This window comes from Pseudoalteromonas rhizosphaerae, assembly GCF_902498845.1.
In the GTDB taxonomy this organism is placed as follows: domain Bacteria; phylum Pseudomonadota; class Gammaproteobacteria; order Enterobacterales; family Alteromonadaceae; genus Pseudoalteromonas; species Pseudoalteromonas rhizosphaerae.
This window is the reverse complement of sequence record NZ_CABVLM010000005.1, coordinates 258,153-282,516: the sequence shown is the minus strand read 5'-3', so window position 1 is coordinate 282,516 and position 24,364 is coordinate 258,153. Positions and strand designations below refer to the sequence as shown.

At 40.1% G+C, this 24,364-nt stretch carries 21 protein-coding genes; 11 read left to right on the top strand and 10 right to left on the bottom strand.

The annotated features are described in order from the left end of the window. The first annotated feature begins 114 nt into the window (after nt 1–114). Entirely contained in the window at nt 115–597 is a 483-nt protein-coding gene (locus PSR9079_RS10050) for a winged helix-turn-helix transcriptional regulator (protein WP_145235173.1), read from the top strand. A gap of 493 nt (nt 598–1,090) precedes the next feature. Here PSR9079_RS10050 and PSR9079_RS10045 read toward each other — a convergent pair whose 3' ends face one another. Next, nucleotides 1,091–1,690: a TIGR04211 family SH3 domain-containing protein gene (locus PSR9079_RS10045; protein ID WP_149981356.1), complete on the bottom strand. Its 600-nt coding sequence runs from the start codon at nt 1,688–1,690 to the stop codon at nt 1,091–1,093. 214 nt (nt 1,691–1,904) lie between these two features. On the opposite strand from PSR9079_RS10045, the gene PSR9079_RS10040 reads away from it, so the two are divergent. The 4 genes from PSR9079_RS10040 to PSR9079_RS10025 all read left to right on the top strand — a co-directional run bounded on the left by PSR9079_RS10040 (nt 1,905) and on the right by PSR9079_RS10025 (nt 6,747). Beyond that, nucleotides 1,905–3,425: a CYTH and CHAD domain-containing protein gene (locus PSR9079_RS10040; protein WP_149981355.1), complete on the top strand. Its 1,521-nt coding sequence runs from the start codon at nt 1,905–1,907 to the stop codon at nt 3,423–3,425. 31 nt (nt 3,426–3,456) lie between these two features. Then, nucleotides 3,457–4,128, top strand: a complete 672-nt coding sequence (locus tag PSR9079_RS10035; RefSeq protein WP_246175526.1) for an START domain-containing protein — start codon at nt 3,457–3,459, stop codon at nt 4,126–4,128. A gap of 166 nt (nt 4,129–4,294) precedes the next feature. Continuing rightward, nucleotides 4,295–6,283 carry an LTA synthase family protein gene (locus tag PSR9079_RS10030; protein WP_149981354.1) on the top strand — a complete coding sequence of 663 codons (1,989 nt, stop codon included), beginning with the start codon at nt 4,295–4,297 and terminating at the stop codon, nt 6,281–6,283. A gap of 56 nt (nt 6,284–6,339) precedes the next feature. Beyond that, nucleotides 6,340–6,747 (top strand): diacylglycerol kinase, encoded by a 408-nt coding sequence (locus PSR9079_RS10025; RefSeq protein ID WP_179959168.1) that lies wholly within the window; start codon nt 6,340–6,342, stop codon nt 6,745–6,747. Between the two features lie 574 nt (nt 6,748–7,321). On the opposite strand, the gene metK is transcribed toward PSR9079_RS10025, so the two are convergent. Continuing rightward, entirely contained in the window at nt 7,322–8,473 is a 1,152-nt protein-coding gene (metK, locus tag PSR9079_RS10020) for a methionine adenosyltransferase (protein ID WP_149981353.1), read from the bottom strand. Between the two features lie 274 nt (nt 8,474–8,747). Here metK and tkt point away from each other — a divergent pair, with 274 nt between their 5' ends. The 6 genes from tkt (at nt 8,748) to PSR9079_RS09990 (ending at nt 14,799) form a co-directional block, all read left to right on the top strand. Beyond that, on the top strand, nt 8,748–10,739 hold the full coding sequence (gene tkt / locus PSR9079_RS10015; RefSeq protein ID WP_149981352.1) for a transketolase: 1,992 nt from the start codon (nt 8,748–8,750) through the stop codon (nt 10,737–10,739). A gap of 465 nt (nt 10,740–11,204) precedes the next feature. Then, nucleotides 11,205–11,627, top strand: coding sequence for a hypothetical protein (locus tag PSR9079_RS10010; RefSeq protein WP_149981351.1), 423 nt, complete (start codon nt 11,205–11,207; stop codon nt 11,625–11,627). 263 nt (nt 11,628–11,890) lie between these two features. Then, nucleotides 11,891–12,292 (top strand): PaaI family thioesterase, encoded by a 402-nt coding sequence (locus PSR9079_RS10005; RefSeq protein WP_149981350.1) that lies wholly within the window; start codon nt 11,891–11,893, stop codon nt 12,290–12,292. 279 nt (nt 12,293–12,571) lie between these two features. Continuing rightward, nucleotides 12,572–12,883 (top strand): pyrimidine/purine nucleoside phosphorylase, encoded by a 312-nt coding sequence (gene ppnP, locus PSR9079_RS10000; protein WP_145235187.1) that lies wholly within the window; start codon nt 12,572–12,574, stop codon nt 12,881–12,883. A gap of 181 nt (nt 12,884–13,064) precedes the next feature. Then, a complete protein-coding gene (gene hpf / locus PSR9079_RS09995; RefSeq protein ID WP_145235189.1) occupies nt 13,065–13,421 on the top strand; it encodes a ribosome hibernation-promoting factor, HPF/YfiA family in 357 nt (118 codons plus the stop codon). Nucleotides 13,422–13,626: 205 nt separating this feature from the next. After that, nucleotides 13,627–14,799 (top strand): NRAMP family divalent metal transporter, encoded by a 1,173-nt coding sequence (locus tag PSR9079_RS09990; RefSeq protein ID WP_149981419.1) that lies wholly within the window; start codon nt 13,627–13,629, stop codon nt 14,797–14,799. A 150-nt stretch (nt 14,800–14,949) separates the two neighbouring features. On the opposite strand, the gene yacG is transcribed toward PSR9079_RS09990, so the two are convergent. The 8 genes from yacG to nadC all read right to left on the bottom strand — a co-directional run bounded on the left by yacG (nt 14,950) and on the right by nadC (nt 24,324). After that, nucleotides 14,950–15,180 (bottom strand): DNA gyrase inhibitor YacG, encoded by a 231-nt coding sequence (yacG, locus tag PSR9079_RS09985; RefSeq protein ID WP_149981349.1) that lies wholly within the window; start codon nt 15,178–15,180, stop codon nt 14,950–14,952. 67 nt (nt 15,181–15,247) lie between these two features. Further along, nucleotides 15,248–16,927 (bottom strand): type IV-A pilus assembly ATPase PilB, encoded by a 1,680-nt coding sequence (gene pilB, locus PSR9079_RS09980; RefSeq protein WP_149981348.1) that lies wholly within the window; start codon nt 16,925–16,927, stop codon nt 15,248–15,250. Nucleotides 16,928–17,066: 139 nt separating this feature from the next. After that, the gene (gene coaE, locus PSR9079_RS09975) at nt 17,067–17,699 is read right to left on the bottom strand and encodes a dephospho-CoA kinase (protein ID WP_149981347.1); all 633 of its coding nucleotides are present in this window, start codon (nt 17,697–17,699) and stop codon (nt 17,067–17,069) included. Nucleotide 17,700: 1 nt separating this feature from the next. After that, nucleotides 17,701–18,600, bottom strand: a complete 900-nt coding sequence (locus PSR9079_RS09970; protein ID WP_149981346.1) for a prepilin peptidase — start codon at nt 18,598–18,600, stop codon at nt 17,701–17,703. Between the two features lie 1,198 nt (nt 18,601–19,798). Beyond that, a complete protein-coding gene (locus PSR9079_RS09965) occupies nt 19,799–21,028 on the bottom strand; it encodes a type II secretion system F family protein (protein ID WP_149981345.1) in 1,230 nt (409 codons plus the stop codon). Nucleotides 21,029–21,124: 96 nt separating this feature from the next. Beyond that, nucleotides 21,125–22,468 (bottom strand): O-antigen ligase family protein, encoded by a 1,344-nt coding sequence (locus PSR9079_RS09960; RefSeq protein ID WP_149981344.1) that lies wholly within the window; start codon nt 22,466–22,468, stop codon nt 21,125–21,127. Nucleotides 22,469–22,522: 54 nt separating this feature from the next. Then, a complete protein-coding gene (locus tag PSR9079_RS09955) occupies nt 22,523–22,942 on the bottom strand; it encodes a pilin (RefSeq protein ID WP_149981343.1) in 420 nt (139 codons plus the stop codon). A gap of 536 nt (nt 22,943–23,478) precedes the next feature. Beyond that, nucleotides 23,479–24,324, bottom strand: coding sequence for a carboxylating nicotinate-nucleotide diphosphorylase (gene nadC, locus PSR9079_RS09950; RefSeq protein WP_149981342.1), 846 nt, complete (start codon nt 24,322–24,324; stop codon nt 23,479–23,481). Between the last annotated feature and the right edge of the window lie 40 nt (nt 24,325–24,364).

Below are 24,364 nucleotides of genomic sequence, written 5' to 3'. Positions count from 1 at the left end.
TATGTACGTAATGCGTGCATTCTAATTAAAATCCAGCAGAATATGCTGGTTAAATTTAGCGTTTTACGATAATTTACAGGGCATACCTTAAACTTATCCGCATAAAATTCTGTTATGACAAGTCCGAATAGATTACGCATGCTCGATCGTATCGATTTAGCAATTTTAGACGTTCTGCAAAAAAACGGCAGAATATCTAATGTTAACCTCGCAAAGCAGGTTAACTTAAGTCCCAGCCCGTGTCTTGACCGAGTAAAACGGCTTGAACAAGAAGGTTATATCGAAGGTTACTTTGCCAAGTTGAGCGAAGCCAAACTTAATCAAAGCTTAGTGGCGCATGTGCAAGTGTCGTTAGTGACGTCAAATACTGCGGTATTTAAAGTGTTCCGTGAACATATTTTAAAAATCAAGCAAGTGGTTGAGTGCGACATGGTTGCTGGTGGCTATGATTATTTATTAAAAATTCGGGTTTCGGATATGGATGAATACCGTCAAGTGCTTGGTGATTTAGTCGATATACCGGGTGTTGGTACGCACCACACTTATATGGTGATCGAAAAAATTAAACAAGACACAGGGCTCAGACTCGATACTTAAATTTAAACTCGCTGCTACCAATACGTAGGCGCGGGTTTACCCCACGCAATTAGATTAAAGTTCTTTCAGTGATTAATTCACCACCGAGAACACAGAGAAGGAATAAGTGATTTTTACTTTGGTTTCTCTGTGTGGCGCGCAGCGCCTTTGTGCCCTCGGTGGTAAAATAGGTTTATCGGTGTAAATGTATAAACAGTCGCGAGGTAAACTCGCTGCTACCAATACGTAGGCGCGGGTTTACCCCACGCAATTAGATTAAAGTTCTTTCAGAGATTAATTCACCACCGAGAAGAAATAAGTGATTTTTACTTTGGTTTCTCTGTGTAGCGCGCAGCACCTTTGTGCACTCGGTGGTAAAATAGGTTTATCGGTGTAAATGTATAAACAGTCGCGAGGTAAACTCGCTGCTACCAATACGTAGGCGCGGGTTTACCCCACGCATTAAAAAAGCACCCAAGGGTGCTTTTTTAATATCAAATATAGTGGTTATCGATTAAGCCCAGCCGTCGTAACGTTTGCGGCGCGATAATACGATAGTCAAAATAATACCTAAAAACAAACCAATGAAGGCAATTGCTCCGCCATAAGTTAGTAGCTGACGTTTTTCTTTTGCACCGGCTTGTTGTTTTTCAGTGCGTTCAGCTTCTAAGGTACTTTTTAATTTAGCAATCTGCTCTGATAGAGCACTATTTTGGTCAGTTAAAGTTTGGCTTTGTTCTTGTAGCTGCGGTAATTCAATTTGTGCTTGACGAAGTTGCTCTTGCATTGATGCCATTTCAGCACTGAGTGTGCGGTATTGTTGGTGAATACCTGGAGTTTTAGAAACAAATTTAGCTTCTACCCAGCCTTCTCGTTCTTTATCATCAATAACTTTAACAAAGCCATTTTCTTCAGCAGATAGCTGGGTTAACTTTGTACCAGCATCAACAGAGCCAATAATGCGATAATTTTTACTCGCGCCAGAGTGCATAAATGTATAAAGATTATCGACTATATAAGCGGTGTTTGCATCGCTAGCTGAATTGCTTTCTTCTGCGTGACTCATAAATGCGGCCGCTGCGAATAGCAAAGCTAATAAAGAATGTTTAAACATCAATCTACCCTGTTAATGTAACCGTCTGTGGGACAGCAATCGTATTATTCATAGTTAAGTATTGAGATAGTATGGATTTAGCGCGCTAATAGCAAGACTGATATTGTAATCATGGCTGCTGTTTGCTGATTCAAATAAGCTAAAAAATTTGCAATGTTGGGCAGCTTTGTTTATTTTGAGCTCTTATTTATTTTAAAGGTAATCCTCAAGCCTAATGGATACTGAGATAGAACTGAAGTTTTTGGTGTCAGACGCCGTAATCCCACTGATCCCCGCGTTAATTACTCAATTTGCAAAAACGGTTACTAATAAACCTTCGCGTAGTTTACAAAATGCTTATTTTGACACGCCAAGCCGTGAATTAAGAGCGCTCGATATCGGTTTTCGTACCCGCTGTGCTGATAATCAATGTGAGCAAACTATCAAGCTTGCAGGAGAAGTTATGGGCGGGTTGCATCAACGACCTGAATATAATTTACCGCTGGAAAGTAGCCGACCAAATATAACTGCATTTGATGCCAGTATTTGGCCGCATGGTATGCAAATAAGTGCAATTGCCGCTAATCTTTATCCTATTTTTAGTACTAACTTCATTCGTCGTACTTGGCTTATTGAAACCGACAGTGGCGCTAAAATTGAAGTAGTGTTAGATAAAGGCGAAGTATCTGCATCGGGTTTGATGGAGCCAATTTGTGAGCTTGAAATTGAACTGGTTGAAGGCAGCCGCGATGAATTATTTGCTTTAGCTGATAAGTTAGTGAGTCAAAGTAATATTCGTTTAGGGTTATATTCTAAAGCGGCTCGTGGTTATCGCCTTGCGGATGAAAAACCACTTAAGCCAAGTAAATCAATTGGCTTTGTGTCATTACCTAAATATGCAACACAAGAGCAAGCACTTATAGCCGCAATTGGCTTTGGTATCCGTTTTGTACAAAAACATGAACAGTGTTATTTCGATAAACCGAGTTTAAAGACTCTGAAACGAGTGACCGATGGAATTAGTTTAATCCGTCATACGTTCTGGTTGTTTGACGATATTGTTGATAAAAGCACCACCGAGCTATTACGCACCGAGCTAAAATGGCTATTAAGTGAATTAGCATGGGTTGAAAACGCGATTCAACTAAAAACCTACACATCTAAGCGCCACGCATACTATAAAAAAATCAACAGTGCACCTGAGTTAACGCAAGTTATTAATGACTTAAAAGAGCTACAGCCAAGTATTGATGATATAAATCGGTTGTTTCATAGCGCTCGCTATAACCGCTTATTATTGTCTTTAACCACCTGGCTGGTGGATAAGCAATGGCGTAAAAGTTGGGGGCAAGTACAGTTTCAAGCAGCTGAAAAACCAGTCGCTGAGATTGCTAATCGATTATTTGAAAAAGATTGGCAAGACCTTCATCAGTTACTGCCAGAACAAAAAACACTGACTGTTAAGGATTACTTAGATTTACGTATGCGTTTAGAAAACAGCTTACTCAGTGGTAACTGTTTAGGTTCGTTATTTGAAAAAGATGAACGCAGTGAGTTTCGTATTCCATGGTTAGATATTTCACACGGCATGTACGAGCTCAGCACGCTTGAGTATCTAAAGCAGTTATGTGCAGGACAAGATGATGAAGAGCTGGCAAAAATTCAAAGCTGGCTTGAAAGAAAGTCTGAATTCTTGGTCGACGCAATGGAACAAAGCCGCTTAGCTTCATATAAAATATCACCTTACTGGCAGTAATCGCGTTTAAGCCAGTACATAGGGAATACACATGGTACGGCGGGTATTATTACTAATGCTGCTCTTTAGTGCCGATGCGCTCAGTGATGTTCAGCATTGGCAACTCTGGAAACAGCATGATGGTGCAAGTGTGTACTACAAAAAACATGACAATGGTATTTTTGAAGTGCAGGCTGAGATCACTATTGAAGGTGTCACGGCCAATGACTTTATGACATTGCTAAGTGATACTAACAGCGCGCCGTTATGGATTGATAATGTTACCCATGTGAAAGTGTTGGAACGACTAAGCCCCTCAGAAACTATTGTACATACCGAGTTTGACTCGCCGTGGCCACTCGCTGATCGCGATATGGTTAGTTACTCATGCTATCAACAACTGAACGGCACCCAGACGAAGTTAACGATTACTGCAAAAACAGGGGAGCTTGCAAAGCGCCAAGCTGTGATCCGTATCACTGATCTAAAAGCACATTGGTTATTAACTCAACATAGCAGTGAAGGGCAATCATTGTTAAGCATAACATATGAAATATACGCTAATCCTGGTGGTGCAATTCCGCATTGGCTAAGCAATAAAGTGGGATTAGAAAGTGCAATGCATACCTTGCTTGCTCTTAAATTACGCCTAATCAATAAAACCTATCAAACCAATCAGCAAGTAAGCCAAGTTGGTAATTGTAGTCACATCAATAAACAATAGCGTGTTAATTCTAACAATTGGTATAATCTGGATAGCTAGTTAACTCCTTGTTACTACTTTGTTTAATTGAACTTTTATTACAAATAATTACAAAAAAAATATTGTTGCTGTAACTTAAATCGGTAATATTCCCGCGCTGGGAACATACTACTTTAAGGACAGTAAAGTGTTTGCATCATCAGTTGCAGGATCAAGCCGTTGGTTTTCATTTGTTAACGAAAGTTGGCGCATCGCTACATTATGGCTAGCGGGTGTTCTATTGTTTATGAGCTTTCGGGTTTTCTTTTTAGTCTACTTTCATGACCGGATCACCACACCAATTGATCTTAACGTTATTTTAAACACCTTAGAAACAGGGTTTGCTTTTGACTCAGCTGCCAGTGGTGTGTGTTTTAGCATTCCTTTTTTATTAAATTGTATTTTACAGCCGATGCGCTTAGGTCATTGGGTAAGAATGGTGCGTAACTTTACGGGTAAGCTTTTTTTTGTAGTCGCTATTTTACTCTGTATAACCAGTATTACGTATATTGCAGAGTACGGTAGCCAATTCAATTACTTTATGTTTGAAGGGTTGCACGATGATCAGCAAGCAATTGCTTTAACCGTGATTGAACAATATCGGCCATGGGGTAGTTTTCTGGGGTTATTAGCACTGTTGGTGGTTGCATTTAAGTTATGCGAGCGCGTTGATAAGCAGTCGAATAGCTTTTTACAGCGCATTTTTACTGACTGTAAATGGAAGCGTACGTTGTTAATTAGCATCATTGTGGTGTTATTTATCTGTGCTATTCGTGGTTCTTTTGAGTCTCGTCCGGCATCACGAAAGTGGTCTGCGGTAACGCCGGACCCATTTATTAATAATTTGGTGATCAATCCATTTCGCAGCTTTTTTTATGCCATTAAAGATTACAACGATCTACAAAGCCATGGCGTAAACGGTGAAAATCCATATTTAAGCCATAACTCAGGGCTTGATGCCTTACCTTTAAATGCGCTGAGTAAACATACGACAGCGCCTTTGTTAGCTGCACCGTCACAGGTATTTGTAATTGTTATGGAAAGTTATGATTCTTGGCCGTTACAACAAAAGTATGCTGCACTTAATTTAACTAATCAGTTAAAAAACCTAGCTAGTAAAGGTATTTACCTAGATAACGTTTTACCTGTAGCTAGCAGTACCATGAATTCGCTATCCAGTATTGTATCTGGGATCCCTTATGCAGGGGTTAATATGAGTTTGATTGGGCCACAAAACCGAAGCAGCAAGCTATCGTTATTTAATCAATTCGAGCAGTTAGGGTACACCAGCCAGTTTTTTTATGGTGGTTTATTATCGTGGCAAAATGTCGGTGAGTACGTTCTATCCCAAGGTGTTGATAAGGTCTATTCAGCTATTGATGCTGGTGGCAAAGGTAGCGCCGGTGTCTGGGGCATTGATGATGGTCAGCTATTTGATTTGGTAGCAGAAAAAACAACGAAAAAAAGTTTTAATGTGATTCTCTCTGGTAGTTATCATGGCCCGTTTAATCTCGATTTAGATAAATATAACTACCCTTATAAGTCGGTTGCAGATTATCCAGCTGAGATAAATAAATTAGCTGGGGAGTTATTAGATCCTTATGTATTAGGGCACTTATGGTATGCAGATAAAATGCTGGGTGAGTTTGTGGCTAAGATGGAGCAACGTTATCCAGATGCATTATTTGTCATTACCGGGGATCATTATAGTCGCCGTAACTTTCATCAGCGCCCAAATTTATATGAGTTAACTCATGTGCCGATGGTGATTTATGGTAAAGGTGTTAGTGCAGATTTAGTGCCTGTGCAACAAGTGGCAAGTCATATGGATATCGCTCCAACATTATTAGATTTAATTGCGCCAGCAAATACTCAGTTTTATAGCATGGGACAATCATTATTTAATGCAGCGCCAGATAGGAGGGTATTTGGTTTTCAAACAATACGTCACAATGAACAGCTCTGGCGTGGTGATTTATCGGCGCTTTATGAGTATTATAGGGTTAATGAGCGGGATAAAACTCAGCTTTTACCGGCAACACCATCGCAATTTGTTGAAATTGATGCACAGACAGAGCAAGCATATACCCAGTATATGGCGACAGCTTGGCAGTTATTAACTCAAGGCATGGATTAAGGTAATGGTTTTACCCATCACCCGATAAGCAACACTTACACGCTAAAGATCATAAAATGACTAAACCAGAAATTAACTTAGTAAACAAACCCAACGGCATAGGAATTGGGCGTATTTTAAAAGCAACTAAATGCTCAATTAAAGGTTTTAAAGCCGCATTTAAGGAAGAGTCGGCCTTTCGTAATGAGCTTGCGCTAGGGCTTGTATTATTGCCATTATCATTTTGGCTAGCGCAATCATTACAGCACTGGGTGATACTTATAATCAGCTTTTTGTTATTGTTGATTGTTGAGTTGCTAAATTCAGCAATTGAAGCATTAACAGATCGAGTCGGTGTTGAATATCATGTGTTATCAGGGCGAGCGAAAGATATCGCTTCAGCGGCTGTGACATTAGCACTGATAGTGTTATTTATTGTATGGGCTGTGGCTGGGTATGAAAAGGTAATTACATTGATAAGTTAGGAAGTTAGGCAAAACGTCACTGGCTTTGAGCGACAAGCTTCGAATACACCCAAGTCACTTTCTAGAACCTAGCTTTAATTGCGCGGGGTAAACCCGCGCCTACGTCTGGTAGCAGCTAGTTTATCTCGCGACAAACACTTATCCTTCGCGGTGGCAAGCCACTCGGCTACAAGTAATATCCACCGCGCTCCTGTAGGTCGCCATTTATGGCGACAAGCCTATTTACCTCCGAGGGTATTAGGCGCTGTGCGCTACACCGAGAAGACAAAAGTAAAGTTAATTACTTACAGGTTTTTCCTCTATGAGCTCGGTGAACTCTGTGGTGAAATTATAAAAAAATAGGTTTGCACCAAGAGTAGTGAATGAGGAGGGAAATACCACTGGCTTCGAACGCGCCCTAACTCCCAGCCACTTCCTAGAACGTAGTTTTAATTGTGCGGGGTAAACCCGCGACTATGTCTGGTAGCAGCGAGTTTACCTCGCGACAATAACCTAGGCATTTACAACAATATAATCAGCAGGCATAAAAAAAAGCGCCAATTGGCGCTTTTTTGTATTCACACAGTGGCTGATATTAAAGACCAGCTGCTGCGCGAAGTGCGTCTGCTTTATCTGTGCGTTCCCAAGGGAATTCATCACGACCAAAATGCCCGTAAGCTGCAGTTGGTAGATAAATTGGGCGCTCAAGATCAAGCATTTTAATTAAGCCATATGGACGTAAGTCAAAGTGTTCACGAATCAATTCAATTAAACGTGATTCTTCAAGCTTGCTGGTACCAAATGTTTCAACACTGATTGACGTTGGCTCTGCAACACCGATTGCGTAAGAAACTTGTAGCTCACATTTGTCAGCAAGGCCCGCAGCAACGATGTTTTTAGCAACGTAACGTGCAGCGTACGCAGCTGAACGGTCAACTTTTGATGGATCTTTACCAGAGAATGCACCGCCACCATGACGAGCCATGCCGCCATAGGTATCAACGATAATTTTACGACCAGTAAGACCACAGTCACCCATTGGGCCACCGATTACAAAACGGCCAGTCGGGTTAATGAAAAACTTAGTTGCACTAGTGATAAGCTCAGCAGGAAGTACTGGCTTGATGATTGTTTCCATCACAGCTTCTACTAAATCTTTTTGTGAAATGTCTTCACTGTGTTGAGTAGAAAGTACCACTGCGTCAATACCTACTGGCTTGCCGTTTTCATATGCAAAAGTAACTTGTGATTTTGCATCAGGACGTAACCAGTTAAGCTCGCCGCTTTTACGTACTTGCGCTTGACGCTGCACTAAACGGTGTGAGTAAGTGATTGGTGCAGGCATTAATACTTCAGTTTCGTTACATGCGTAACCAAACATTAGGCCTTGGTCGCCAGCGCCTTGTTCTTCTGGGCTAGTACGGTCAACACCTTGGTTGATGTCAGGAGACTGCTTACCAATCGTGTTTAAAATTGCACACGAGTCTGCATCAAAACCCATATCAGAATGAGTGTAGCCAATTTCACGTACAGTTTTACGTGTGATTTCTTCGATATCAACCCATGCGCTAGTAGTGATTTCACCACCAACCATAACCATACCAGTCTTTACGTAAGTTTCACACGCAACACGGGCATGAGAATCTTGTTCTAAGATGGCATCTAGTACCGCGTCAGAGATTTGGTCCGCGATTTTATCCGGATGACCTTCAGAAACAGATTCAGAAGTAAATAAATGTTTTGCCATTGTCTTTGCTCACAAATATTGCGCTTCACAAACGTCGGTAAGAGCGCTAAAAAATTTAGGGGCGTATTTTATCTAAAACAACGATAGTTGCATAGTTTTTTTACGCCTAGACGTCTAAATAAAATTACTAATAACTTTTTGTTCTTAAAAAAAATTCATAATGCCCAATTTAATCAGGTTTTTAATTGCATACAGCCCCTACAATAAGTAAGAATGGATCTTCAAATGAATACACACAATAACCAGCGCAAATACAGTAAAGGTAGGAGAATCCATGCCGTCTCGCAAAGAACTTGCAAATGCTATTCGCGTCTTATCAATGGACGCAGTACAAAAGGCCAAATCAGGCCACCCTGGAGCCCCTATGGGCATGGCTGATATCGCAGAAGTACTATGGCGCGATTATCTAAACCACAATCCAACAAATCCAGAGTGGGTAGATAGAGATCGATTTATACTTTCCAATGGCCACGGTTCAATGCTTATTTATTCTCTATTGCATTTAAGTGGTTATGATTTACCAATTGAGGAAATTAAAAACTTCCGTCAAATGCATTCAAAAACACCTGGCCATCCAGAATATGGGTATGCGCCAGGTATTGAGACTACTACGGGCCCACTTGGTCAAGGGATCACTAACGCGGTAGGTATGGCGATTGCTGAAAAAGCATTAGCCGCGCAATTTAACCGCGAAGGTCATGATATTGTTGATCACCACACATATACTTTCTTAGGCGATGGTTGCTTAATGGAAGGTATTTCTCATGAAGCATGTTCACTTGCCGGAACATTAGGCCTAGGTAAGCTTGTTGCATTTTGGGATGACAACGGTATTTCAATTGATGGTGAAGTTGAAGGTTGGTTTAGCGACGATACACCTGCACGCTTTAAAGCCTACGGTTGGCATGTAGTAAGTGACGTTGATGGCCATGACTCAGACGCTATCCGCGCAGCCATCGAAGAAGCACGCAGCATCACCGACAAACCAACACTAATTTGTTGTAAAACAGTTATCGGTTATGGTTCACCAAATAAATCAGGTAGCCATGACTGTCACGGCGCACCACTAGGTGAAGACGAAATCAAAGCAGCACGCGAGTTCCTTGGTTGGACTGGTGAAGCATTTGAAATCCCAGCTGATATTTATGCACAATGGGATGGCAAAGAAAAGGGTAAACAACTTGAAGCTAACTGGGATGAAAAATTTGCCGCGTACGCCGCTGCACACCCAGAACTAGCCGCTGAATTTAAACGCCGCACACGCTCAGAGCTACCAGCTGATTGGGCTGAAAAATCACAAGCATATATTGAGCAACTAGACGCAAATCCAGCAAACCCAGCATCACGTAAGGCATCGCAAGACGCACTGAATGCATTTGGTCCATTACTGCCTGAATTTATGGGCGGCTCAGCTGATTTAGCCGGTTCTAACCTGACTATTTGGAAAGGCTCGAAAGGCTTAACACGCGATGATGCCAGCGGTAACTACATCTATTACGGTGTGCGTGAGTTTGGGATGTCGGCGATTATGAATGGTATTGCATTGCATAAAGGTTTTATTCCTTACGGCGCAACTTTCCTAATGTTTATGGAATATGCACGTAATGCTGTTCGTATGGCTGCACTTATGAAAGTGCCAAGCATTTTTGTATACACCCACGATTCAATCGGTTTAGGTGAAGATGGTCCAACTCACCAACCAGTAGAGCAAATTGCTAGCATGCGTTTAACGCCAAACTTAGTTAACTGGCGCCCGTGTGACCAAGTTGAGTCTGCGATTGCATGGCAGCAAGCGATTGAACGCCAAGACGGTCCAACATCACTTATCTTTACTCGCCAAGGCCTTGAGCAACAAACTCGCTCAGCGCAGCAATTAAGCGACGTGAAAAAAGGTGGTTATGTGCTGAGCTGTGATGGTGAGCCTGAGCTTATCTTAATCGCAACTGGCTCTGAGGTGCAATTAGCACAAGATTCAGCCGCTGAACTGCGTAAGCAAGGTAAAAAAGTACGTGTTGTCTCTATGCCATCGACCGATGTATTTGATGCACAAGACGCTGCTTATAAAGAAAGTGTACTACCAGCTGCAGTTTCACGCCGCGTAGCCGTAGAAGCAGGTATTGCTGACTACTGGTATAAATACGTAGGCCTAAACGGCGCTGTAGTAGGTATGACCACCTTTGGTGAGTCAGCACCAGCTAATGAGCTGTTTGAGCACTTTGGCTTCACGGTAGAAAACATCGTAAACAAAGCAAACGAATTATTTTAACCTTAAAGGTTAAAATGTAAAAAGCCCGCACTGTGTTAAACGCAGTGCGGGCTTTTTTATACAGAGCTGTAAGCTTTAAGCCGTCAGCCGTCAGTTTTTAATTTGAGGATAGTGCCAAGGAAAAATCGTAGGAGGGTGCTTTAGCCCCCGATTGTTTTGGGAGCTTTATCACCGATTTTATGGCGCTTGCGCCCGATTATTCTTGCCGCTTTTTTCGATTGTTTGTAATACCTTGTAGGCGTGAAACTTGTTTCGCACGTTGTCTATGTAGGTCGTGCTTTAGCGCGTAAGTTCGCTAGAGCTGAGCGAAACCCAACAGCCTGAGCTAAGCTGAACAAAAACTTAGTGATAGTAATATCTTAGCTAATTTGTTAAAACTATATAAAGTAGAAAGTGAGCGTTAACTTAGCAAAAAATAATGCGATTAGCGCACTATAAAGTTGTTATGTTTTAAAGGAATGTTTGGTGAATAAATTTATATGTTTAATATTCGCACTAGTTACTTTTACTGCTTTAATAATTATTTGCTCGTTTTTAAACCTATCATCGAGCGTTCCTTTTATTACAAAAATTTCACTGTTAAATGAAGAAATTCCTATTATTTTAAGCACACTTTATCTAGCAGGCTCATTGCTCATATACTTATTAATAGCTTTTGTAACCTCTAAAAATAGCTATAACAAATATAGAAATGAACTTATTGGTTTTAATATAAGTGTTCCTATAATTCTTGTGCTAACTATATTTCCAAATTCAGAGTCATTAACATACAACGTTGATCAGCGTTACAATCTATTGTTGTTTGGTAATTTATTTTTGCATGCGTTAATAACTAAATTTCTCGCACCACAACTCTGGGTTTTAGGTGGGCGTAAAATTGAAACATAACAAACGCCTCAACAAAGGACGTAAAAAGTTTGGCTTGCGTCACTTTATTCTTAATTTTAACCAAACTACTTTACGCCACTTAGCTTTGGCATTACCACTATCTATCAATGATGCATAATCGGCGGTTTAATGAATACATTGCTCTTAAGTCTCTAACCTTTTGAAGTGCTAAAGCACGACCAACAATGCTTGCTTAATTTTAGCAAAGGATTTTCGACTGTTTATTATGTTAAATTTCAAGATTCAAATAAAGGAGTAAACAATTGGAAGTTACATTAAAAACTGGAAAGGAAATATTAGCGCAGCAATCATTTAGTAATTTATTAGGTGCGGAGCTTGAAAAGTTCGAAGCAGGTTATGCTGAGTTACGTTTAGAAATTAAAGAAGAGCTAAAGCAAAATAACGGTTTTGTTCATGGTGGTGTGGTTAGTTACATGGCTGATAACTGCATAACATTTGCAGGCGCGTCAGTGCTAGGTGCATGTGTAACATTAGAGTACAAAATAAATTACGTCCGTCCTTCAATTGGTGAGCGTTTGGTATCAAAGGCAAATGTATTGCATGCAGGTAAACGTCAATCTACTTGTGAGTGTAAAGTTTTCGTTCAACAAAGCGGTGAAGAAAAACTAGTTGCTGTCGCTCTTGGGACGATAAGCAAGATCTAAGCTGTGGGATTATGCCTTACTCATTATGCTTGGCCATACAGTAATGACACAAAGCTAGAGTTAAAGCATTTATTTAGCCCTTAAACACTTGACGCGCTAAAGCACGACCTACAATGTAAGCCCGAAGCCCGAAGCCCGAAGCCCGAAGCCCGAAGCCCGAAGCCCGAAGCCCGAAGCCCGAAGCTCATGAGTATTTTTCACATCACTACACTTGCATGCTATGCGTCCTTAAGGCAATGTGGTCGCAGTTAAATTATAAATCAAAGAACAGGAGTGAGGATGTCTCAGTTTGATAATGTAAGTGTTGTTAAAACAGCGAACGTATATTTTGACGGTAAAGTATCAAGTCGTACCGTGGTTTTTGCTGATGGCAGCACTAAAACGTTAGGTTTTATGCAACCGGGTGAGTTTGAATTTGCTACGAGCAAAAAAGAATTGATGGAATTAAACGGCGGCCAGTGGGATGTATTACTCCCTGGTGAGACGAAATGGCAAACGATGTCAGCAGGGGAGTCTTTTAACGTTGATGCTAACGTTACCTTTCAAGTAAAAGTGACTGACTTTGCTGATTACTGTTGTTCGTATACTTAATATACAAATCAAGTGACACGCTGAAAGCCCGCCATGCGCGGGCTTTTGCATATTTAATGTGACTAAATTGATCTACATCAGCTGTAATAACAAATAAATTTCATATTTATGCTTTTCTGCCTTGTGTTAATCTAAATAGCCCCCAATACTAGTTATGAGGTAACATAAAAAAGGATACCCTATGAAAATTAATCTTTCTGGTCACCATGTTGACGTTACTGACTCTATTAGAGAGCACATCAACGAAAAATTTTCAAAAATTGCGAGTCATTTTCCATCTCTGATCGCACTAGATATCATTCTTTCAAAAGAGCATCATAAGCTCCAAGCAGAAATCAGTACCATATACGAAGGCGCGCGTTTATCCGTTAAAGGTGAGAACGAAGTTCTTTATCCAGCTATTGCAAACGCGGCTAAAAAACTCGATGCAGCACTAAAGCATCGTAAAGGCCAAATTAAAGCCAATTTACATGAAAAACCGGTGAGCACTACACCTGAAATTGCTCATGAAATTATTCAAGAAATGGACCTACGTTAAATAATAAAGACGCTAGATCTTAGGCAACTAGGATCTAGCGATTTACATCTAAAGGACTAGTCCTCTAAACCTCCGCTTTACTCTTTATTTCTTAATTAAAACGCTGTAACTTGCTTATTATTAACCATAAGTAATAAGTACACAGATGCAGTCAGCAGTATCAATTTGGCAAACTCGTTTAAACGCACTAGGTCCCGGTATTTTAATGGCGACCGCTGCAATTGGTGGCTCACATTTAGTGGCATCAACGCAAGCAGGGGCTATTTTTGGCTGGCAGCTATTTTGGTTAATCCTCGTTGTTAACGTGCTTAAGTATCCGTTTTTCCGCTTTGGTATCGAGTACACGCTAGCCACAAAAAAAAGCTTAGTTGAAGGCTATCAAAGTAAAGGCCCATGGTTTTTTTATAGTTTTATTGGCTTAAATATTATTGCTGCGGTGGTCAATACTGCTGGTGTGCTGCTATTAACGGCCAGTTTATTACACTACGCTTTACCTATTGCTATTTCAGTGACTTTACTGTGTTGGTTGATCCTCGCCGTTTGCTTAGTCATTTTATTACTCGGGCACTTTAAAGCACTCGATAACGTCGCCAAGGCTATTATGGGGCTACTTACATTAGCAACAGTCATTGCCCTAGCTATTGCATTTAGTAACGGCCCAATGGCACCTGCTGATTACGTTGGCCCATCTCCCTATGAACTTGCTATGCTGGGTTTTATGGTGGCATTGATGGGCTGGATGCCTGCACCGATTGAAATCTCAGCATTAAGCTCATTGTGGCTTAAAGAAAAACAAAGCCAACAAACGGTAACTAGAGCGCAGGGGTTATTTGATTTTAATTTAGGTTATTGGTTAACCGCAGGGCTGGCATTAGTATTCTTTTCACTTGGTGTGCTAGTGCAATACGGGCAAAGCGCGAATATAGAGCTCGGCGGCGTGGCATTTGCTAAACAGCTTATTGATATGTATGCCCTTACCATAGGTGAATGGGCACGACCATTAGTTTCAATTATCGCGTTTTTGTGTATGTTTGGCACAACTTTAACCGTGCTTGATGGCTACGCCCGCACATTAAACGAATCACACAAGTTATTAGGTTTTAAACAAAGTAAGCACAGCTTAAATATCTGGTTGATAGTACAGTCTTTGGCGGGGATGGCGGTGATCTTATTCTTTAAATCAGCCCTTGGCCCTATGCTTACTTTTGCTATGACGCTAGCATTTTTGACCACGCCGATTTTTGCATGGCTGAACTTCAGCTTAGTTCGCTCAGTGCCAAGTATTCAGCATTCCAAACTAATACAAAGCTTGAGCTGGTTAGGACTGATTTATTTAGTTGGCTTTGCGTTGGTATTTTTGGTTTGGAAGCTTGGTTAACAGCAAAGTAGTTAATTGGAGTTTGCGCGGGGTAAACCCGCGCCTACATATTGGTAGCAGCGAGTTTACCTCGCCACGGGCTGCGAGCTTCGAATACTAGAACCTAGCTACTACCTAAAACCTAGCTCCTATTTTTCAAGTACTTCAGGCTTACTTGAAAAAATCATCGTCGTTTTTAGCAAGCATAGCTTCAATATCTTCAATCATATCTTGGCTTAAATCATCTGCAGAGGTTATTGGTGCAGAGATTTTATTGTTTTCAAACGACCATTCGCCTAAATCAATTAACTGACAGCGTTTTGAACAAAAAGGGCGGTGCGGACTTTTTTCTGACCATTCGACTTGGGTTTTACACGTTGGGCAGCTTACAACTGTTGGCATAACATCTTCTCATACATATTGTTTACGATTTATAACTCTAAAACCTAGAACCCTAGGTTTTAGGATCTTAAAAACTAGTTACTCGGTTTATCTCGGCTAATGAAGTCATACCGGCGGCAGCTTTTCTGAGGCCTGATAAACGCAAGTTATTAAAGCCTGACTTTAACGATACTTCAGCAATTTCTAGTGAATTACCGCCACGCATAATGATTTGCGCTATTTCTGGAGTAATCTGCATTACTTCATAAATACCGACACGACCTTTGTAGCCATCAGTGCAACTATCGCAGCCTTTGGGAGCAAATAAAGTGAGTTCAGTTATTTGTTCAGGGCTAAAACCTTGGCGTTGTAACTCTTCGTCCGGTAAGCTTTCTGGTGCTTTACATTTAGGGCATAAACGTCGAGCCAAGCGCTGTGCGATAATTAAGCTAATCGAGCTGGCAACGTTATAAGCAGGTACACCCATATTAAGTAAACGGGTTAGGGTTTCAGGAGCAGAGTTAGTATGTAAGGTCGATAATACCAAGTGACCAGTTTGCGCCGCTTTGATAGAAATTTCAGCGGTTTCAAGATCACGGATCTCACCGACCATCACCACATCAGGATCTTGACGTAAAAACGCTTTTAGCGCATTAGCAAAGGTCATCTCTGCGCGCGGGTTAATTTGTACTTGGTTGATACCTTCGAGGTTAATTTCAACCGGATCTTCTGCAGTGCTAATATTACGCTCTGGTTGGTTAAGAATATTCAAACCAGTGTAAAGTGATACTGTTTTACCCGAGCCGGTAGGGCCGGTAACTAAAATCATGCCTTGCGGTTGTTGCAGCGCATCCATATAGAGCTTTTTCTGCTCAGGTTCGTAACCCAGTACATCAATGCCAAGCATGGCACTGGATGAATCAAGGATACGCATTACTATTTTTTCGCCCCACAAAGTCGGCAGCGTACTTACCCGGAAATCGATACTTTTACGTTCGGTGATTTTAAGTTTGATACGGCCATCTTGTGGTTTGCGTTTTTCGGCAATATCTAAGCGTGCCATTACTTTTATACGCGCTGATAAACGCGTGGCTAAGCTGTTCGGCGGGCTGGCCATTTCATGTAAAATGCCATCGATACGAAAACGCACGCGGTATTTATGTTCGTAAGGTTCAAAGTGTAAATCCGAGGCGCCTTTTTTAATTGCATCCATCAAAATTTTATTGATGTATACGATAATCGGGGCATCGTCTTTTTCGTCTTCGCCGTTGTTTTGTATTTCGCGAGGGCCTTCGGTATCTAAATCACTAAATTCTTTAAATTCTTCATCGCTAAGATGCAAGCTGCCCGATGCATCAAGCAGCTGTTCTATTTTTGCTTCAAGCTGGCGATAATCAACAACGACCACCTCACATGCAAGCCCTGTACTGAATTCAAAGTTTTCAAAAGCACCATAATCAGTCGGATCCGACGCGGCAATGTAGAGTTTACGACCTTTTTTAATTAAAGGCAGAATATGATGATCTTTGATCAGTTTTTCTTTAACAAGCTCTTTGGGGATCAGCTCGACGTCAAACTCACGTATATCAAAATAAGGCACTCGGAATAAGTCGATGCATTGCTCGGCAAGTTCATGACCATCAATACCGCTGCATTTTGCGATCAACTCTGCAGTTGAGCCATACTCACGTTGTTTGAGTTTGACTGTTTCTGCGTCAATACGGCCAAGCGTAATAAACTTTCTAAGTAATGGTGAATTAATATTCATTGCGCACCTTGGTTAGATCCTTTCATAGCCAGCAATTTATCAGAAAAAAGAATGGTATAACATCAGTCTTGTCGATTTAAGGTAATTTGACAACAAAAAGCTAAAAAGTTTTTGTTTATCACAACCGTTATCATCTTTATTAGTTAACTTTAGCCGTTAGTTGTAAGTAGTTTTGATGAAGTTGCATTATATCCTGCTCAACTAAATGCAATGGGCGGTTGTTATCAATCACATCGTCAGCTCGGTGGCGTTTATCCTCGCGTGACATTTGTGCGGCGATAATACTGCGTGCTTGCTGCTCAGAGGTGTTATCGCGGGCGATAGTACGCTTGAGTTGTATTTCTACAGGAACGTCAATCACTAAAGTGCGATCACAATATTGCTCAAGACCATTTTCAAATAACAGTGGTGCGACGAGTACCACATATGCGCTGTTTGCAGAGTGTAAATCAGTAAGAGTTTTTTCACGGATCAGTGGATGCAGTAAATTATTAAGCCAAGTTTTTTGCGCTGTATCAGCAAAAATAATCTCACGTAATTGCGCCCGGTTTAAACTGCCGTCGGGGTTTAGCACTTGGGCACCAAAATACTCACTAATAGCAGCTAAACCAGGGCTATGCGGTTTGACTACGTGGCGTGCAATAATATCAGCATCAACCACGGTAATAGCGAGTTTTTCAAACATGGCACTAACGGCGCTTTTTCCGCAACCAATACCGCCGGTTAAGCCCAGCACCCAATTTTTCATCGGTTTATGAGTGGATGCATTCATATTAATAACCTAACAAATTAAAATAAAATACTTGGATTTGTGTGCCCCATAACAAAGTAACCCAACCTGCAATGGCTAAATAAGGCCCAAATGGAATTGGCGTGGCTTTATCTTTGCCTTGAATACTCAATAACGCGATACCAATAATAGCGCCCACTACACTCGATAATAAAACAATGGTGAGTAATGATTGCCAGCCAAGCAATGCGCCAAATACCGCCAGTAATTTAAAATCACCATAGCCCATGCCTTCTTTACCGGTGATCAGTTTAAATAGCCAAAATACGCTCCAGAGGCTTAAGTAACCACATGCTGCACCAATAATGGCATCTGTTGGGGAGATAGTGATGCCCATTACCGCAGCAATTAATGCTAACCAGACTAAAGGTAAGGTGAGTTGGTCAGGCAGTAGCATATGATCAATGTCAATAAAGGTCAGGGCGACGAGCACCCAAGTAATTAAAATATACAGTAGTGCCTGCTCAGTCGCGCCAAAGGTGTAGGCCACTATTAAGCTTAAAACCGCAGTAAGCATTTCAGCAATTGGGTAACGTACTGAAATTGGGTTACTGCAACTGGCGCAGCGACCTTTTAACAATAACCAGCTAATAACAGGAATGTTTTGCCAAGGCTTAATGGCAGTTTTGCATTTTGGGCAAGTAGAGTTAGGCTTGACCAGATTAAACTCAGTTTCTGTATTATCAGCTTTTGTAGGTTTTAAATCGTCAGCCAGTAAAACACGGCATTCTGTTTGCCATTCACGCTGCATCATTATCGGCAACCGGTAAATAACTACATTCAAAAAACTGCCAATACACAGGCTCACTAAGCCAACAGTGAGTAAATAAAACCATAATTGGTTTTGCATAACAGTGATTATATCGAGAAAGAAATTTTGCATTCGCTAAAACCTAAAACCTAAAACCTAAAACCTAAAACCTAAAAACTACAAAAAGCCCGCGCTTACGTGTATGTAGCAGCGAGTTTACCTCGTGATTGTTTATACATTTACACCGATAAACTTATTTTACCACCGAGGGCACAAAGGCGCTGCGCGCTACACAGAGAAACCAAAGTAAAAAATCACTTATTTCTTCTCTGTGTTCTCGGTGGTGAATTAATCACTGACAGAACTTTAATCTAATTGCGCGGGGTAAACCCGCACCTACGCATTGGTAGCAGCGAGTTTACCTCGTGACTGTTTATACATTTACACTGATAAACCTATTTTACCACCGAGGGCACAAAAGCTCTGAGCGCTACACTGAGAGACCAAAGTAAAAAATCACTTACTTCTTCTCTGTGAACTCTGTGTTCTCGGTGGTGAATTAATCACTGAAAGAACTTTAATCTAATTGCGCAGGGTAAACCCGCGACTACGTATTGGTATCAGCGAGTTTACCTCGCGACTGTTTATACATTTACACAAACAAACTTATTTTACCATCGAGGGCACAAAGGTGCTGCGCGCTATACAGAGAAACCAAAGTAAAAAATCTTTGATTTCTTCTCTGTGTTCTCGGTGGTGAATTAATCACTGACAGAACTTTAATCTATTGCGCGGGGTAAACCCGCGACTACGCATTGGTAGCAGCGAGTTTACCTCGCGACTGTTTATACATTTACACCGATAACCTATTTTACCACCGAGAGCACAAAGGCGCTGCGCGCTACACAGAGAAACCAAAGTAAAAAATCACTTATTTCTTCTCTGTGAACTCGGTGGTGAATTAATCACTGACAGAACTTGAATCTATTGCGCGGGGTAACCCCGCGCCTACGTATTGGTAGCAGCGAGTTTACCTCGTGACAATTAGATTATTTTCGCGGTGGCAAGCCACTAGCCTACAAGTAATGCCCACAGTCAAAAACCTTTCTGAACAAAGAGTAGAATGAGAGCAAATGAGAAAAGCGCCACTGGCTTCGAATACACCCTAGCCACTTCCTAGCACCTATTTTTACAATTACTTCTTTAAAGCGCAGCGTTTCTTAATCTCTGTGGTGAATAAATCACTTAAATAAAAATTTTGTATTGCTTAATATAAATTAGGAACATTTTTGCTTACAGCTTACAGCTTACAGCTTACAGCTTACAGCTTTTATATAACCGACCCAAGTTGGAAAATAGGTAAGTACATGGCAATAATTAAACCGCCAACCAGTACGCCGAGTACCGCCATAATAAGCGGCTCTAATAAGCTCGATAGGCCATCTACTGCATCATCCACTTCTTGCTCATAAATAGTAGCAACTTTTGCCAGCATGCCATCCAAAGAGCCTGACTCTTCACCTATGGCGACCATTTGTATCACCATATCGGGGAATATTTTTGAGTTGCGCATCGCCCAGTTCATTTGATTACCCGAGCTTACTTCAGCTTTTATATCTAAAATAGCATAACGATAAACCGCGTTACCTGAAGCCCCAGCAGCTGAGTCCAGCGCATCAACTAGAGGTACACCCGCCGCAAAGGTGGTCGAAAGCGTACGGGCATAGCGCGCCACCGCAGCTTTATTTAAAATCATACCTATTACGGGTAATTTTAAAATAGCACGGTCGTTGGCATCGCGTAGTTTTTTGTTTTTTAGTAGTGCTTCCTTATAAGCGTAACCAAAACCAAAGAGCGCAATCAATATAATCCACCAATACTCTTGCATGAACTCAGATATACCAATCACCATTAAGGTAAATGCAGGGAGTTCAGCCCCAAAACCGGCAAAAATATCTTGGAACTGAGGTACAACAAATATAAGCAAAATAGAGGTAACAATACCTGCTATAACAAGCACTGAAATTGGGTAAAACATGGCTTTTTTAATTTTTGACTTTAGCGCTTCTGATTTTTCTTTATAAAGCGCAACGCGGTCAAATATTTTATCCAGTGCGCCTGATTGCTCACCAGAGGCAACTAAATCACAGTATAAGTCATCAAAATAACGGGGATGTTTACGCAGCGCATCCGAGAGTGTGCCGCCTGCTTTTACTTCATCGCCGACGGTTTCCATTAATTTAGTGACGCTTTTATTAGTCGAGCCAGAACCAATCATTTCAATTGATTGAATCAGCGGTACACCTGCCATTAACATAGTGGCAATTTGCCGCGTAACTAAAGCAATATCTTTTGCTGTAATTTTTTGAATATTTTGAATGCCAAACAGCGGTTTTGCTTTACGTTTCACTTTTGAAGGAGTAATACCTTGTTTGCGAAGCTGCGCTTTAACTAATGCTATACTTGCTCCTGTTGACTCACCTTCTAAACGTTTACCCCGAGCACTAACGCCTACCCACTGAAAGGTGTCGAGTCCTTTCTGTTCTTGTTTTTTAGCCATAAAAGTATTCCGCAGGTTTATATTTTGATAAAGTAGACTTTATAGTTGTAAGCATAACTTAAACTAATGATCCTTGGTAGAAAAGTTGCCTAACTTCTATATTCTTTGACCCACAGACCAAAAGCGTGGTCCATAAATATAGCCTTTGTCCGGATCTATGCTGTTATATATATGAATGGCCTTATTTAAATAAAAGCACCAGCCAATTATAAGTATAATTGTAATAATTATTTTCCAGTAGTTATTAATAGAAACAGTAACCTTATCCCTTTTTCTAACTCTTGCTAACAATAATCCCCAAATTATAAATAGTAGCGTTTGGGAAACCGGCATAACGTGCACACCAGAGCAAAAAGAATAAGTAATACCAATTAAAAATGAATAAAATAAACTCTCAGTAATAATATCTTTTTGATATCTTTTTATGTGATATGCTGCTTTTTTTATGGTTAAATAAACAGCAGTAGATAAGCATATTAATGCAATCCCTCCCCACTCATTTAAAGTTTCAACTATTGAATTATGAGGGTGGCTAAACGGAGCTGAACTTCCAAGTGACATCTCAAATATCCCTGGTCCGTTGCCAATAAAAATATGCTTAAAAGTAAAGTTGTTGAGTGTTGTTAACCATAAATCAATGCGACCAGATGTACTTGTTCTTGTTATATCAGCCCCACCAGGATTTAGAGAGTTTAAACTATAAAAAGCTATAAGGCTCAGAGTCAAGCATATTAGTCCAGTAAAAATCTGTTTTTTTAATGTGCTTTTTAAAATAAGTGCAAGAAGTGATATCACCAAAAAAGATAATAAAGCACCTCTAGCTTGGCCAATAAGTATAAGTAATAAATTTAAAAATAAAACAAAAAATACAATGCGTTGAATGTCTTTGAATTTAAGTAATAGTATTAAAAAAGGAAGAACAAAAACTTGTACTTGATTAAAAAATCTAATGTTTATAAATCCTGAGTAGATTATGTATGGATTTAAAGGCTGTTGTTCAAAAAGAGTAAAAATAATATTAAGCAGACAAACCAAAACTAAGCCCGTATGGGCTATTACTAAAGCATATATTAATATTAGAGCTGAACTCTTATCATTCAATGAACTTATCAAGCTCAGTGCGATAACTAGTAAGAAAATATGGGAAGTGTAAAAAAGGGAGAAAATAATTTCATCACTGAATATTGAAGAGATAACACCAATAAAGATAAATATTAAAAAGAATGCAGTGATATTTATGTTTTCTTTTTCTAAATATATAACGTTTTTTTGTATGTATAGATTAATAGCAAATATAAAGCTTAAACCTAACAATAATGCTATTTGTAAAATTCGTTGATGGTTATGATAGTCATAAGATAGTAATGGAATAAATGGTAGTAATGAGAGAGAAAAAAAAGCAATAAGTAATGTAATAGTTGTTAATTTTTGAGTTTTCATTATTTCACTAAAAATAAAGCGCCAAAAAAGGCGCTTTATTAAAATTTTACAGAATTAAGATTGTGGGCAACTTTTTGGTGCTAAATCTTCACTACCAGTTGTAATGCCTGTTGTAGCACAAGTCCATTGACCTGTAGAGCCTCTAGTCCATTGAATTACTGCAGATGCAATTTGAGTCGGTGCATTCAATATTTCGCATTTAATGCCAGTAGTGTCAACAGTTATAGTGCAGTTTTGTGTAGAAGCAGGTAAACCAGCTTTGGCTGCGTCTGGAGTTTCACCGTTGTTGACTGCTACTTCATAACCTGTTTTACCAGCTGAAATTTCAGCTAAACCAGCTGTTAATTTTGATGTTGCTTGGTAGTTAGAATAAGCCGGTAATGCAATAGCTGCCAAAATACCGATGATTGCTACTACAATCATTAATTCAATTAGGGTAAAACCCTTTTGACTTTGTTGTGTCATTTTTTCCATGTTCCTCTCCTAAAGGATAGTGTTTTTTGTAAGCTAAATAAATTATGTTAGTAAAGTGTGTAATCACGTTAGCTACTGTAACTGCTTTATCTTACGGTTTTTTTAAAATCGTTAAATTACTAATACCTAACCCAGTGCCTAGCTAAATAATGCTGGATAGGTTTTAGCAACTATTAAAATTACTCTGTTAGATCTACTTTAGCACTAAAACAGCTGATTGAAAGCGGCTTTAACTGCATTTCATCGAATTTTAAAAACTTTCTTCACCCACTACTTGGTATTAATGTTGTTTATTTAACTCACAGCTTTCATCAAAGTAGCCGTGCGGTGTAAAACAATACCTGAAAGTAGTTCTTTAGAATTGGTTGAAAGTTAATTCATTCATCCTAGAGGCTTACATTAGCACTATTTCGTATTATATAAAGCACTAAAATTAACATTTTGTTACAGTGTAAGCCTTTCGGCGTATTTAATGCTTTTTTAATCAGTTTGTCAACGCATTAGGGAAACATAATATTTGTTATTTAGTTTGATTATTACTCAAAACGCATTGACAAATCGATTGACTGTAAATTTTTTGTAAGTGCACCGCTGGATATAAAATCAACCCCAGCCTGTGAGTAGGTGCGCAGTGTTTCTAGGGTCATATTACCCGAAACTTCTAATTTAGCGCGCTTATCGGTCAGTACTACTGCTTGTTGAATTTGCTCAACGCTAAAGTTATCCAGCATTATAATATCAGCACCGGCTGTAATGGCTTGATCTAGCTCAATAAGTGATTCGACTTCTACTTCTATCGGTTTAGTTGGGTGATTAAGTTTTGCTTGCGCTACGGCTTTATCGATGCCACCGCAGGCGGCAATGTGGTTTTCTTTAATTAAAAACGCATCAAATAAGCCAATGCGATGATTTGCGCCACCGCCACATTTGACCGCGTACTTTTGTAATGCACGTAGGCCCGGAATGGTTTTACGGGTATCGAGTAGTTGGGTGTTGGTGCCACTGAGTTCTTTAACATAATGCGCTGTAGTGGTTGCTGTACCTGACAAGGTTTGAACAAAATTAAGTGCGGTACGTTCAGCTGTTAAAATAGCGCGGGCAGAACCTATTGCTGTAAATAAGGTATCGTTAGCTTTAACTGTATCACCATCATTTACCAATACATTAACGGCTACACTCGGATCAACTTGTTTGAATACTTCTAAGATAATGTCTTTACCGCAAAACACGCAATCTTCACGAGTGATCACTTTGGCATTAGCGTGCTGCGCCGCTGGAATTAATTGCGCGGTGATGTCGCCTTGTTCGGCTGTTTGGTAATTTAAATCTTCATCAAGGGCAAGTTTAACCAATTGGCTTAAAAGGCTGTGTGGGATAGACATTATAAAAGCTCATTATAATTAGGAAATTGCACAAATTTTA